The sequence below is a fragment of the Duganella aceris genome, assembly GCF_011090165.1.
Classification (GTDB): domain Bacteria; phylum Pseudomonadota; class Gammaproteobacteria; order Burkholderiales; family Burkholderiaceae_D; genus Rugamonas; species Rugamonas aceris.
On record NZ_JAADJT010000001.1, the window covers coordinates 841,506 to 854,671 of the forward strand.

14 protein-coding genes are annotated in these 13,166 nt (G+C 62.0%); 9 read left to right on the top strand and 5 right to left on the bottom strand.

Annotated features, from left to right (window positions below):
- Positions 1-8 precede the first annotated feature (8 nt).
- Positions 9-626 (bottom strand): exopolysaccharide biosynthesis protein, encoded by a 618-nt coding sequence (locus GW587_RS03720; protein WP_166098637.1) that lies wholly within the window; start codon positions 624-626, stop codon positions 9-11.
- A gap of 83 nt (positions 627-709) precedes the next feature.
- Positions 710-2,827: a S53 family peptidase gene (locus GW587_RS03725; protein ID WP_166098640.1), complete on the bottom strand. Its 2,118-nt coding sequence runs from the start codon at positions 2,825-2,827 to the stop codon at positions 710-712.
- A 220-nt stretch (positions 2,828-3,047) separates the two neighbouring features.
- Here GW587_RS03725 and GW587_RS03730 point away from each other — a divergent pair, with 220 nt between their 5' ends.
- Positions 3,048-3,299: a hypothetical protein gene (locus tag GW587_RS03730; protein WP_166098643.1), complete on the top strand. Its 252-nt coding sequence runs from the start codon at positions 3,048-3,050 to the stop codon at positions 3,297-3,299.
- Positions 3,290-3,700 (top strand): PIN domain-containing protein, encoded by a 411-nt coding sequence (locus GW587_RS03735; RefSeq protein ID WP_166098645.1) that lies wholly within the window; start codon positions 3,290-3,292, stop codon positions 3,698-3,700. The genes GW587_RS03730 and GW587_RS03735 overlap by 10 nt, the downstream gene beginning before the upstream one ends.
- Before the next feature lie 60 nt (positions 3,701-3,760).
- Here the strand turns inward: GW587_RS03735 and GW587_RS03740 are convergent, their stop codons facing one another.
- Positions 3,761-4,234 carry a hypothetical protein gene (locus GW587_RS03740; RefSeq protein WP_166098647.1) on the bottom strand — a complete coding sequence of 158 codons (474 nt, stop codon included), beginning with the start codon at positions 4,232-4,234 and terminating at the stop codon, positions 3,761-3,763.
- Positions 4,235-4,410: 176 nt separating this feature from the next.
- Between GW587_RS03740 and GW587_RS03745 the strand changes: the two genes are divergently transcribed.
- A complete protein-coding gene (locus GW587_RS03745) occupies positions 4,411-5,409 on the top strand; it encodes an SLAC1 anion channel family protein (protein WP_371875538.1) in 999 nt (332 codons plus the stop codon).
- A gap of 483 nt (positions 5,410-5,892) precedes the next feature.
- Here GW587_RS03745 and glmS read toward each other — a convergent pair whose 3' ends face one another.
- Positions 5,893-7,722, bottom strand: coding sequence for a glutamine--fructose-6-phosphate transaminase (isomerizing) (glmS, locus tag GW587_RS03750; RefSeq protein ID WP_166098650.1), 1,830 nt, complete (start codon positions 7,720-7,722; stop codon positions 5,893-5,895).
- Positions 7,723-7,862: 140 nt separating this feature from the next.
- Between glmS and GW587_RS03755 the strand changes: the two genes are divergently transcribed.
- Entirely contained in the window at positions 7,863-8,315 is a 453-nt protein-coding gene (locus GW587_RS03755; protein WP_166098652.1) for an Lrp/AsnC family transcriptional regulator, read from the top strand.
- 348 nt (positions 8,316-8,663) lie between these two features.
- Here GW587_RS03755 and glmU read toward each other — a convergent pair whose 3' ends face one another.
- Positions 8,664-10,028: a bifunctional UDP-N-acetylglucosamine diphosphorylase/glucosamine-1-phosphate N-acetyltransferase GlmU gene (gene glmU, locus GW587_RS03760; protein ID WP_166098654.1), complete on the bottom strand. Its 1,365-nt coding sequence runs from the start codon at positions 10,026-10,028 to the stop codon at positions 8,664-8,666.
- Positions 10,029-10,119: 91 nt separating this feature from the next.
- Here glmU and GW587_RS03765 point away from each other — a divergent pair, with 91 nt between their 5' ends.
- From GW587_RS03765 to GW587_RS03785, 5 genes are all read left to right on the top strand, one after another.
- A complete protein-coding gene (locus GW587_RS03765; RefSeq protein ID WP_229259268.1) occupies positions 10,120-10,950 on the top strand; it encodes a DUF6279 family lipoprotein in 831 nt (276 codons plus the stop codon).
- A gap of 66 nt (positions 10,951-11,016) precedes the next feature.
- Positions 11,017-11,667, top strand: a complete 651-nt coding sequence (gene rsmD / locus GW587_RS03770) for a 16S rRNA (guanine(966)-N(2))-methyltransferase RsmD (protein ID WP_166098659.1) — start codon at positions 11,017-11,019, stop codon at positions 11,665-11,667.
- A 77-nt stretch (positions 11,668-11,744) separates the two neighbouring features.
- Positions 11,745-12,236: a pantetheine-phosphate adenylyltransferase gene (gene coaD, locus GW587_RS03775; RefSeq protein ID WP_166098662.1), complete on the top strand. Its 492-nt coding sequence runs from the start codon at positions 11,745-11,747 to the stop codon at positions 12,234-12,236.
- A gap of 12 nt (positions 12,237-12,248) precedes the next feature.
- On the top strand, positions 12,249-12,503 hold the full coding sequence (locus GW587_RS03780) for a YfhL family 4Fe-4S dicluster ferredoxin (RefSeq protein ID WP_166098665.1): 255 nt from the start codon (positions 12,249-12,251) through the stop codon (positions 12,501-12,503).
- Positions 12,504-12,564: 61 nt separating this feature from the next.
- Positions 12,565-13,158 (top strand): chalcone isomerase family protein, encoded by a 594-nt coding sequence (locus GW587_RS03785; protein WP_166098667.1) that lies wholly within the window; start codon positions 12,565-12,567, stop codon positions 13,156-13,158.
- Positions 13,159-13,166: the final 8 nt, after the last annotated feature.

Sequence of the window (13,166 nt, forward strand, 5' to 3'; positions counted from 1 at the left end):
TGTCTACGTTAAGCCAGCACTTGGGAAATCATGTACACCGCGCCTTTGATCAGGCCCCAGATCACGCCGGACACGACCACGGCGGCGGTGGCGGCGGCGAGCAGGCCGGCGGCGATCGCATAGCCATCGCGCTCGATCAGGCCGAGGGCCAGCAGGCTGATCGCCAAGGCCGGCAGCATATTGCCCAGCGGGATGGGCAGCACCAGGACGGTGGCCAGCAGCAGGCAAATCAAGCCCATCAGGTATTCGAACGGGGGAACGGTGAGCACGCTGACGCGCGGACGCAGCAGCTTTTCCGCCCGCTGCAGCCAAGGCAAGACGTGCCCGACCATCTTATGGAAGTCGGCGCGCGCCATCGAGCGCCGGCTGATGAACCCGGGCAGCCACGGCCGCATGCCGAAGGTCAGCTGGGCCGCCAGGAACACCAGCGGCGCGCCCAGCACGGCGGAGGTGCCGGGCGGCACCGGCAAGATATTGGGGAAGGCGAAAATGAACAGCAAGGCGCCGATGGCGCGGTCGCCGAGCGCCTGCATCAGGTCGCCTACGGCGATGCGGTCGCGGCTGGCATCGTCGGCCAGCCGGCGCAAAAGTTGGGAGAGCGCCAGATCATCGCCGGCGGCACTCATTGGGCAGGTTTCATTCTTCGGTAGGTGGGTGGACCAGTACCGAAGATTCTGGTGGAGATATCTTAAGCGTTTATTAAGTGGCCTCAGCGGGAGCTGATCGTTACCGGAATGACGGCGGAGGCGTTGGCGCCGTTGCCATCGGTCGCCGTCAGCCGCAATGAATAGCTGCCGGCCACCGGCGCCGCCCACACCACCGAAATCGTCGTGCCGTTGGCGACGAACATCATGCCCAGTGGCGCACCGGAGATGTTGACCATGATGGTTTTGCTGGTCGCATCCGTGATGCCGATGGCGCCGCTCAACGCGCGGCCGGCGACGCCGGTCAACGCGCCGGCCTTGATGACCGGACCGCTGGTGCCGGAGGTCACCGGCGTGGTGGTCGTGGTGGTGCTGGAGGCGGCGCTGATCACCACCGTGTACACGCCCGAACCGCTGAGACCATTCACGCCATCCTTGGCGGTGACGGTGACGCTGTAGGTGCCGGCCACCGGCGCCGCCCAGCTGACCACCCCGGTGCCGGCTATGGTCATGCCGGACGGGGCACCCGACAGCGCGTAAGTGACCGCGTTGGTGGCCGTCACCGACGCCGTGAAGCTCAGCGCCGTGCCGGCCTTGCCGTTGACGGTGGCGGCGCTCACCACCGGCGCCGTCTGCACGGTCAACCCGGACAGCGTGCTCAGCAACGCGCCCACGTTCGGCGTGCCGAGACCGGATGCCGCGTCGTAGCCGGTCTTGGCGCTGCAAGTGGCGCAGGTACCATGGCTGCCGGAGGTGATGTCGGCGAACGCGCTGGCGTAGCTACCCGGCACCGTGGCGATCTGGGTGTACAGCGCGGTATGCGGCGCGGCCAGCACCGCCTTGCTGTTCTGGACCCGCAGCGCGTTCGCCACGGCGATCAGGCCGGCCCATTGCGGCGTCGCCAGGCTGGTGCCGCCGATGCTGGTCCATTTCACGGTGCTGCTGCCGGAGGCGATAACCGCGACATATTGGCCGCTGTTCGGATCGGCGTTGAAGGAGACGTCCGCGACCGTGCGGCGCGCCGCGCTGCCCATGCCGGGCACTGCGCTGGTCTGGTAACTCGGTGTCGCCAGGTAGGCGCTGACGCCGCCGCCGGTTCCCGACCATACCGTCTCGGAGCGCGCGCCGCTGCCGCCATAGGTCAGCGTCGTGCCGCCGACCGCCAGCACCTTCGACGATACCGACGGCCATGCCACTCCGGCCCCGGAGTCGCCGGTCGCCGCCAGATAGGTCATGCCGGCGACTGAAAAGGTGCTGTCGGCGGAACTGGTGGTGCTGCTTTCGGAACCGCCAAAGCTCATCGACACGATGCCCGGCCCCATATTGTTGGCGAGCTTCACGCCCCCCAGCAGATTGCTGTAGCTGGCGCTGTTGGTTTCGATCAGCACGATGCGCGCCAACGGCGCGGTGGCGTGCGCCCACTGCACGTCGAGCGCGATCTCGGTCGCCCAGCCGGAATCATAGGACGGAACGGTGGTGGTCATCGCACCGGCCGACGTGCTGTACACCACCGACAATTCGCAGGCGGCGCTGGACGCCGCCGACAACGGCAAGGCGGCGCCGGCGGCGATGCTCTTGGTGGCGCAGGTCGGCAGACCGAATTTGCTGCTGAAGGCCGCCAGTTCGGCGGCGACGTTCGGATTATGCTGGGCGTCGACGATGTAGATGGTCTGGCCGGCGCCGAGCTGCGCGGCTTGCGTCGCCGTCAGGTTGGTGTAGCCGGCCGGCAGCGTCGGCAATCCATACGCGGCGCGGATCTGGGCCGGCGTATAGGTGGCGACCGTGCTGCTGGACGCTTGCGGCGCCGCCGAGTTATCGCTGGACGACTCGGTCCGATCGGCCTGCACCTGGCGCAGCGCCTGCACCGTCAAGCGGCGGGTGCTCAGCCTGCGAAACTCCGAGGGCACCGTCTGTTGATGGACGACGGCTGACGCAGCCGCGCCCGACTCGGCCGCATCCGGGGTGTCGAGCAACAGCGGCGCCATGTGGTAAGAGGGCTGGGCGAACTGCTGCGCGTCCTCGCTGGACAAGTCGCCCGCATCGAGTTGCAGCACGGTGGAGGCGGTCGCCAGCTTGGCGCTGGCTTGTGCCTGCATGGTGCCGGCATCGGTGTCGGTGGTGCCGCCACCGCAGGCGCTGAGCAGCGCGGCGATGCAGGTGATCGGAATCAGGCTAGGTCGCATGGGAACTTTCGGGAAAAATCCCCGACGCGGATATCAGCCGGGATGTTTCCTATCTTACTCTTAAATTCCCATGAGGAAATACACCCGTCGTGTAAAACCGGGTTAAGAATGACGTGACGACTGATAAGCTGCCAAGCCAATTTGTTATACACTGCATTGCATGTAATCTGATGCGAGGTGTGTGGTGCGACAACTTACCTTGGTACTGAATGACAAAGAAATGGAACTGCTTGAGGCGGTGTCCCGCGCACGCCAAACCGGACTGGCCGACGTGGCGAAAGAGGAACTGTTTAAAGCCCTGGCATCTTCAAAACCAACTGATGATCGGGACGATACTGCCAACGCCCGGGAAGCCCGGCGCCAGGCACGCCTGAGAGCATTGGCACCGAGTAGCGGTATCTGGGACGGCGACCCCGACAAGCCCAAAGATGGCGTCGCCTACCAGGAGGAAATGCGTGCCGAATGGTCCTAGTACTCTTCGACACTAACATCCTGATCGACCACACGCTGGGTATTAAGGCGGCTACCTTGGAGTTGGCTGGATATGACGACGCGGTCATCAGCACCATCAGTTGGATGGAGGCGACATGCAAGCTAAGTTCGTCGCAAATCACGGTATTCGACAACGATCTGGCGAACGCGGGAATCGCAATTGTGCAGACCAATGAAGCAATCATGCGTCGAGCCGGTGAACTGCGTCGGCTAACCTCAAAAAAGCTTCCTGATTGCATAATTCTAGCGACAGCCGAAGTTCAAGGTCGCCTGGTCATCACGCGTGACCCTGTCGATTTTGGCGGAAAATCAAGCACGCGAGTTCACGTGCCCTACAAGCTAACGAACGGCATTGTATCCGACGTGTTACCGCTGCCATGATTAGCACTCGTGCTGCGCAGAAAAATCTGCACTGCGCTGGCCGCGTCTCATAGTGAGTAGCTAATCGCGTTTCTGCCGCGTTGCAAGCGCAACGATCGCGGCGCCTGCCGCGACGACCAGCGCGTCCTCGATCAGACCGCTGCGGGTTTGCCCGATGCTCGCCATGGCCCGCTTGCGGGCGGACAGCGTCAAATAGGCCAGCGGTACGGCCGTGGCGACCGCGACCGCCGCTCCCGCCGACTCGCGGCCTTTCGGCGCCAGCGCCGCACCGGCGATCCCGGCGCTCGCGACACGCGCCAGCAGTCCCAGGAAGACGGTCCGATCCGGCGCGGTCTTCATCTTGTCGCCGAACAGTTCTCCAACGCCCATCGCCAGCGCGCCATATTTAAACAACGGTCGATCCAGCAGGACCAGTTCACCGCTGGTACTGCGATCCGCGACGCGGGCGGCGGCGATGGTGGCCATGGGCGTCATGGAGCGCGCGCTCGCGACGGCGCCGATCAGGGCGGAGGACAACAGGCTGGGAATTTTCATCTTGACGACCTTTATCTAAGTAGAAGTGCTCATGCGTCCACAGTAGGAGGTTTTGCGGCGCCCATCTGTTAGATGGGGCATATAGCGTAATGATTGGCGGACATTCCGATTTAGACGGAAAAGCAAAAAATCTATCGTTTGGAGCATCGTCAACAGGGATGGATTGCGAGAACATCGTGACTCCCCCACCGCTCGCGTCGACCATCATGGAAACCACCACCACACCACTTTCATATCTGCCAGTCGGCATGTTCGGCGGAGTCATGGGCTTGACCGGCTTGTCGGTCGCCTGGCGGCTGGCGCATCAGCATTTCGGCGCGCCGCTGTGGATCAGCCAGGCGATCGGCGCGGCCGCCATCGCCGCTTTCGCGGCGCTGATCGTCGCCTATGGCATCAAGGCCATTTCCGGCTTCGATGCGGTGCGCGCCGAGTTCCATCACCCGATCGCCGCCAACCTGTTCGGCACGCCGATGATCAGCTTGCTGCTGATGCCGTACCTGCTGGCCGAGCACAGCTTATGGCTGGCGCGTCTGTCGTGGGTGCTGGGCGCGGTGGGGATGACCGCGTTGGCATGGATCATCGTCATGCGCTGGATGACGGTGCGTCAGGCCGCGACCCACGTCGCGCCCGCCTGGATCGTGCCGGTGGTCGGCATGCTGGATGTGCCGCTGGCGGTGCCACAGCTGCAATGGCAAGGCCTGCATGGGGTGATGGTGTTCGGCCTGGCCGTCGGCCTGTTCTTCGCGGTGCCGCTGTTCACGCTCATCTTCCAGAGGCTGGCATTGGAGGAACCGCTGGCGCCGGCGTTGCAGCCGTCGCTGCTGATCCTGGTGGCGCCGTTCGCCGTGGGCTTCAGCGCCTACGTGACGACCATTGGCGGTATCGATATGTTCGCGGAGGCGCTGTACATGCTGATGGTATTCGTGCTGGCCGTGTTGCTGGGACGACTGCGCCATCTGCCGCATTGCTCGCCGTTCCGCGTGTCGTGGTGGGCCGCCAGCTTTCCGCTGGCGGCGTCGGCCGGGGCGGCGATGCGCTATGCCGAGCACGCCGCCGGTCCCGTCACCGACGCCATCGCGCTGCTGGCGCTGGCGGTCGCGACGTTGACGATCGCGATTTTCCTGGCGCAGACGCTGAGCGCGATGCTTAAAGGGGAGCTGCGAGCGTTGGCTTAGGCCATCTAAAATTCAATAATTATCATTGCAAAAAACAGAAATAACCTTTCCAGCCTCAAACCAAATCTTTAGCCCGAGCTCAAAGAATTCAAACGTAATTTGTTGAGTGCTATCGTCGATCCATAAAGGCTCCCCAATTTCGTCTGGATTGCCGAAAATTGAAATGAGCGCCTCGGCACTTTTCCCGATTAAATCCTCGCCTCCAAAACTTAATGCAAACCAGCTTGCCTTGCTTTACGTAACAATGCAGTCCTTCATGTTTCGTGTATGTATGCCAGGGCAAGGTTTCATCGAAACCATCTATATCCTCAACATAACCGAATTTTTTAAGAACTTGTGTGGATGAGTGAAAGCGAACATCGCCAACTCCCTGACGAGGGAATAATTCGTGGATTATCATTTGTCATTCATCTCATCCAATGTATTTCGCCCATCTGCAGCTTGCTGTAGATGGCTTGATAGAGGTTCTCGAAGCTTGGCCGACTACTCCACCGTCACCGACTTGGCCAGATTACGCGGCTTGTCCACGTCGGTGCCGCGCGCCAGTGCGGTGTGGTAGGCCAGCAGTTGCAGCGAGACCACGTGCAGGATCGGCGACAGCAGGCCGTAATGCTCCGGCAGGCGGATCACGTGGATGCCTTCGCCCGAGGTGATGCGCGAGTCGACGTCGGCGAACACGTACAGCTGGCCGCCGCGCGCGCGCACTTCCTGCATATTCGATTTCAGCTTCTCGATCAGCGCGTCGTTCGGGGCGATGGTGACCACCGGCATTTCCTCAGTCACCAGCGCCAGCGGGCCGTGCTTCAGCTCGCCCGCCGGATAGGCTTCGGCGTGGATGTACGAAATCTCCTTCAGCTTCAGCGCGCCTTCGAGCGCGATCGGGTAGTGGATGCCGCGCCCCAGGAACAGCGCGTTTTCCTTGCGCGCGAACTCTTCGGCCCAGGCGATGATCAGCGGCTCCAGCGCCAGCACCGACGAGATCGCGACCGGCAGGTGGCGCATCGCTTTCAGGTGCTCGGCTTCCTCGGCGTCGGTGAGGCGGCCGTTGACTTGCGCCAGCGCCAGCGTCAGCAGGAACAGCCCGGCCAGCTGCGTGGTGAAGGCCTTGGTCGAGGCGACGCCGACTTCGACGCCGGCGCGGGTGATGTAGGACAGTTTGCATTCGCGCACCATGGCGCTGGTGGCGACGTTGCAGATGGTCAGCGTGTGCTGCATGCCCAGCCCGCGCGCGTGCTTCAGCGCGGCCAATGTGTCGGCGGTTTCGCCGCTCTGCGAGATGGTGACCACCAGCGTGTCCGGATGCGGCACGCTGTCGCGGTAGCGGTATTCGCTGGCGATCTCGACGTTGACCGGGATCCTGGCCACCGATTCGATCCAGTACTTGGCGGTCAGGCCGGCGTAGTAGCTGGTGCCGCAGGCGAGAATCAGCACCCGGTCGATCTGCTTGAAGACGTTGTAGGCGCCGTCGCCGAACAGCTCCGGCATGATGCCGGTGACGCCTTCGAGCGTGTCGCCGATGACGCGCGGCTGCTCGAAGATTTCCTTCTGCATGTAGTGGCGGTACGGGCCGAGCTCGGCCGCGCCGGTGTGCGCTTGCACGGTCTTGACCTCGCGCTGCACCGGCTTGCCGTCGACGTCGACGATCCAGACCCGGCCCAGTTGCAGGTCGACCACATCGCCTTCTTCCAGGTAGATGATCTGGTCGGTGGTGCCGGCCAGCGCCATCGCGTCCGAGGCGACGAAGTTCTCGCCCTGGCCGATGCCGACGATCAGCGGCGAGCCCTGGCGCGCGGCGACCACGCGGTGCGGTTCTTCGCGGCAGAACACGGCGATGGCGTAGGCGCCCTGCAGGCGCTTGACGGCGTGCTGGACGGTGTCGAACAGGTCGCCGTTGTACATGTGGTCGACCAGGTGGGCGATGACTTCGGTGTCGGTCTGGCTCTGGAACACGTAGCCGAGCGCGACCAGTTCGGCGCGCAGTTCGTCGTGGTTCTCAATGATGCCGTTGTGGACCAGCGCGATGCGCGCCTGGTCGGTGGTCGGCGAGAAGTGCGGGTGGGCGTTGTGCGAGGCCGGTGCGCCGTGCGTGGCCCAGCGGGTATGGGCGATGCCGGTGAACCCCTGCATGCCGACTTCGGCGATCTGCTTTTCCAGGTCGGCCACGCGCGAGGTGCTGCGCGAGCGTTGCAACTTGCCGTCCACATGCAGCGCCACGCCGCAGGAATCGTAACCACGGTATTCCAGGCGCTTCAGGCCTTCGATCAGGATGGGGGTGATGTTGCGTTGCGCTACCGCGCCGACGATGCCGCACATGGGGAACCTCTTCAGTTGGTTGATGAAGTCATCGTAGAGCAGCGGTGGTGAAATAAGCTTTCTAATTATTCCGTGTTGTGGAATATTATTTCACCATGCTAGTATCGTGAAATATTATTTCATTTAGAGTGGTTATTTTTATGGATGAACTGGATAAACGCATACTTAATGCATTACAAGTTGATGCTTCTCAAACAAACGCGGAATTGGCGGCGGCGGTGCACGTTTCGCCGCCGACCTGCTTGCGCCGCGTTAAACAACTGACCGAAAGCGGCGTCATCCAGCGCCAGGTGGCGATCGTGGCGCCGGAGAAGGTCGGACCGAGCCTGACGGCGATTGTGGAAATCTCGCTGGATATCCAGGCGGCCGAACGCATGGGCGAGTTCGAAGCCCATGTGGCCGGCGAGGATGCGGTGCTGCAATGCTACCGCGTGGCGCCGGGGCCGGACTTCGTGCTGATCGTGCAGGTGGCAGATATGCCGGCTTACCACGCGCTGGCGCATCGTTTGTTTGCCACCCAGGTCAATGTCCGCAACGTGAAAGCCTACTTTTCCACTTTCCGGAGCAAATTCGAGACCCGGATCGCTGTCTGAAGACTTGTACCGCTGTTATCCCGCCGGTTTTGCACAGCCTTATCCACATGGCGAAATACTTTTCCCATGTTGTCAGCCGCTTTTCCAAGGGATTTGCACTGCCTTATTCCCAAGTTTATCCACAATTTAAAGTTATCCCGCCTTACTCACAGCTTTATCCACATCAGAGATGAAAGCTGGCTGGCGTCACTCATCGGCGCCAAGTTGTCCCTGGCTTTTCCCATGCTTATACCCGGCTTCCTCAGGGCTTATCAGCAGGCTTCTCCACATCGTTATCCACAATAAAAAAAGCCGGGATAGTTATCCCGGCTTGTTCATGCGCTTGCCCACACGTTTATCCACAAGGGATTATTTCGGCTTTTTCACCGGGCGGGTCCAGTTTTCGATGGTGACCTGGCGCGGACGCGATACCGTCAGCTTGCCGGCCGGCGCATCCTTGGTCAGCGTGGTGCCGGCGCCCAGGGTCGCGCCCTTGCCGACGGTGACCGGGGCGATCAGCTGGCTGTCGCTGCCGATGAAGGCGTCGTCCTCGATGACGGTGCGCGACTTGTTGACGCCGTCGTAATTGCAGGTGATGGTGCCGGCGCCGATGTTGACCCGCGAGCCGATGGTGGCGTCGCCGATGTAGGCCAAGTGGTTGGCCTTGCTGTGCGCGGCGACCTGGCCGTTCTTGATTTCGACGAAGTTACCCACATGCACATCCTCGGCCAGCACGGTGCCGGGACGCAGCCGCGCGTACGGGCCGATGATCGAGACTTCGCCGACCACCGCCTCTTCGATATGGCAGAACGGCTTGATCTGCGCGCCGGCCAGGATGCGGGCGTTGACGATGACGTTGTGGGCGCCGACGCGCACGCCGTCGCCCAGCTCGACCTTGCCCTCGAATATGCAGCCGACGTCGATGCTGACGTCGCGGCCGCAGATCAGTTCGCCACGCACGTCGATGCGCGCCGGATCCATCAGCGTCACGCCCTGTTCCAGCAGCTTGATCGCGATATTGCGCTGGTGGATGCGTTCCAGCTCGGCCAGCTGCACCTTGCTGTTGACGCCGGCCACTTCCCATTGCGCCGACGGCTGCGCCGACACCACCGGCACGCCGTCCGCCACGGCCAGCGCGACGATGTCGGTCAGGTAGTACTCGCCCTGGGCGTTGTTGTTCTTGATGGCGCCCAACCATTGCTTTAGGCGCCTGGTCGGCGCAACCATGATGCCGCTGTTGATTTCCTTGATGGCGCGCTCTGCCTCGGTGGCATCCTTTTGCTCGACGATGCGGGTGATCTCCCCATGCTCCCGGACGATGCGGCCCAGGCCGAACGGATCGTCCTGCACCACGGTCAAGATGCCGAGCTTGTCGTTGCCTGCCGCATCGACCAGCGCCCGCAGCGACGCGGCGGTGGTCAGCGGCACGTCACCATAGAGGATCAGCGTCGGCACATTGTCGTCCAACTCCGGCAGCGCCTGCATGACGGCGTGGCCGGTGCCCAGCTGCGGCTCCTGCAGCGCGGTGGCGACCTTCTCAGGTTGTTTGGCCAGCAACTCCTGCACGGCTGCGCCCCCATGTCCGTAAATCACGCATAATTGGCTGGCAGACAAGCTGCGCGCGGTATCCAGCACATGCGACAACAGCGGCTTGCCCGCCAACGGGTGCAAAACTTTTGGCAGCGCGGATTGCATGCGCTTGCCCATGCCAGCGGCCAGGATAACTACGTTCATAGGTGCTAATCGAGAGAGTGAGTAAATGCAAAAGTCTAACATGCCACAAAACAGCCGCCGATCGCTAACCGGTCTTTTACTGATAGTCCTCATGGTGGTCGTGGCCGGCTGCGGCGCCTTGAAGACCGCCTACAATCACGGCGACACGCTGCTGTACTGGTGGATAGACAAATACGTCGACCTCAATTCGGATCAGAAGATCGCGGTCAAGGAAGATATCCGCGACCTGTTCCGCTGGCACCGCAAGACCCAGCTGCTGGATTACGTGCAAATTCTCAAGCATGGGCAGAAACAGCTGGCCGGCAATCCGACCACCGCCGACCTGACCGCCGACTACGACGACATCAAGAACCGCACCCAGCTGCTGCTGAACAAGGCGCTGCCGGAACTGGCCGATTTGGCCATGTCGCTGGAGCCGGACCAGATCGCCACGTTGGAGAAGAAGTTCGCCTCCAACAATGCCGACTTCCGCAGTAAGAACATGAAGGGCAGCAAGGAGGATCAGAACAAGTTCCGCTACAAGAAATCGATGGAGCAATTCGAACTGTGGTTCGGCTCCTTCAGCTCGGAACAGGAAGCGATCATCCGCAAGGCGTCCGACGCCCGCCCGCTGGACAACCAGATCTGGCTCGACGAGCGTAGCCGCCGCCAGCAAGGCATCCTGACCCTGGTGCAGAAAGTCCAGCGCGAGAAGCTAAGCAAGGAGGCGACCATCCCGCTGATCAAGGCCGTGATCGATGAAAACTTCAAGCGCCAGGACCAGTCGCCGCACAAGGCCTTCCTCGAAGCCTCGGAGCAGGCCTCGATCCAGCTGATCCTGACCGTGATCAAGATCGCCACGCCGGAGCAAAAAGCCCACGCGCAGAAACGCATGCAGGGCTGGATCGACGACTTCACCGCGCTGGCGGCGGAGGTCCACTGACCGGCTGCGGCGAGCCCCCTATGGTATGATGGCCCCTGTTGAATCAAAGACTTAGAACACAGCCACATGCCAAAGAAGCCAGCAAGCAAAGCCGCGAAACCGGCAAAAGTCCCGGTCCACGGTCCCCAGCACAGCAACCAGGTGCGCATCATCGGCGGCGCGTGGAAACGCACGCCGTTGCCGGTGCTGAGCGCACAGGGCCTGCGCCCGACCCCGGACCGCGTGCGCGAGACGGTGTTCAACTGGATCAACCACCAGCGCGACGCCAACTGGGCCGACGCCCAGGTGCTGGACTTGTTCGCCGGCAGCGGCGCGCTCGGCTTCGAAGCCGCTAGCCGTGGCGCGCAATCGGTGACGATGATCGACACCAACGTGCCGGTCGTGCGCCAGCTGGATGAAATCAAGACCAAACTGAAGGCCGACAACGTGCAGATCACGCGCGGCGACGCCTTGGCGGTGGCGCAATCTGCCGCCGCGCGCGGACAGAAATTCGACCTGATCTTCCTTGATCCGCCGTACCAGCTGGAATTCCTGGAACGCTGCCTGCCGCTGTGCACGCGGCTGATGAAGCAGGGCGGTCTGATCTACGCGGAGTCCGGCGCGGCGCTGGAGTTCGCTGAGGACGAGACCCCGGAATGGATGGCGCCGTGGGAAGTGCTGCGGGCGGACAAGGCGGGGATGGTGTTCTTCCATTTATTGCGCCTAAAAGCCGCATAAGCTGCCCTATATTAAGGCAAACATCGTTTTTCAGGCATAATGCGCGTTCTATATTGGTGCACTGCAGGAGAGCCGCAATGGTAGTAGCTGTTTATCCAGGAACTTTCGATCCGCTGACCCGTGGTCATGAAGATCTGGTGCGTCGCGCATCCGGTCTGTTCGACACGCTGGTGGTCGGCGTCGCCGACAGCAAGAACAAGAAGCCTTTCTTCTCGCTGGACGAGCGCCTGGCCATTGCCAACGAAGTCCTGGGTCACTATCCCAACGTCAAGGTCGAGAGTTTTTCCGGCCTGCTGAAGGATTTCGTCCGCGCGCATGATGCCCGCGTGATCGTGCGCGGCCTGCGCGCCGTGTCCGACTTCGAGTACGAGTTCCAGATGGCGGGCATGAACCGCTACCTGCTGCCGGACGTCGAAACGCTGTTCCTGACCCCGTCCGACCAGTACCAGTTCATCTCCGGCACCATCGTGCGCGAAATCGCGGTGCTGGGCGGCGATGTCTCCAAGTTTGTTTTCCCATCGGTCGACCGCTGGCTGCAAAAGAAGATCGCAGCCACCCAAGCCGAGTAAGAGAGTTTTATCATGGCATTAATCATCACCGACGACTGTATCAACTGCGACGTGTGCGAGCCCGAGTGCCCGAACGACGCGATCTACATGGGCGCGGAAATCTACGAAATCGATCCAAACAAGTGCACCGAGTGCGTCGGCCATTTCAACGAGCCGCAATGCCAGCAGGTGTGCCCGGTCAGCTGCATCCCCTTCGATCCCGCCTGGCGCGAATCCGAAGAACAACTGCGCGCCAAATACGATCGCTTGCAGGCGGCCAAAGCCTAATACCATTGTTCCTGCTCCGTGGTGGTATATTCGGTTTCGGCCTACCACGGAGACAAAAACAATGAATCGCAGAATCATCCTGAAAAGCATGGCGCTGGCCGCCTTCCTGGCGACCGGCTTCGAGCTACCCGCATTTGCCGCCACGGAAGTGGCCGGCGTGAAATTCGACGACACCGTCACCGTCGCCGGCAAGGAGCTCAAGCTCAACGGCGCCGGCATCCGCACCAAAGTCATCTTCAAAGTCTATGCCGCCGGCCTCTACCTGGCGGAAAAGAAATCCACCGTGGCCGACGTGCTGGCCGTGCCGGGTCCGCGCCGCGTCGCCATCACCATGCTGCGCGAAGTGAGCTCGGACGATTTCGGCAAGGCCTTCATGGACGGCCTCAACGCCAACACCGAGAAAACCGAACGCACCAAGATCCTGCCGCAGACGATGAAGTTCGGCGAAGTGTTCGCGCAGATCCAGACGCTGAAAAAAGGCGACCAGTTGCTGCTGGACTGGACCCCGGGCGAGGGCACGCAGTGCTATCTGAATGCGAAGAAAATCGGGGAGTTGATGCCGGACCAGGCGTTCTACAACGCGGTGCTGCGTATCTGGCTGGGTGATAAGCCGGCGGACACTTCCTTGAAGCCGGCCCTGCTGGGCGAGAAATAATGCTGCGC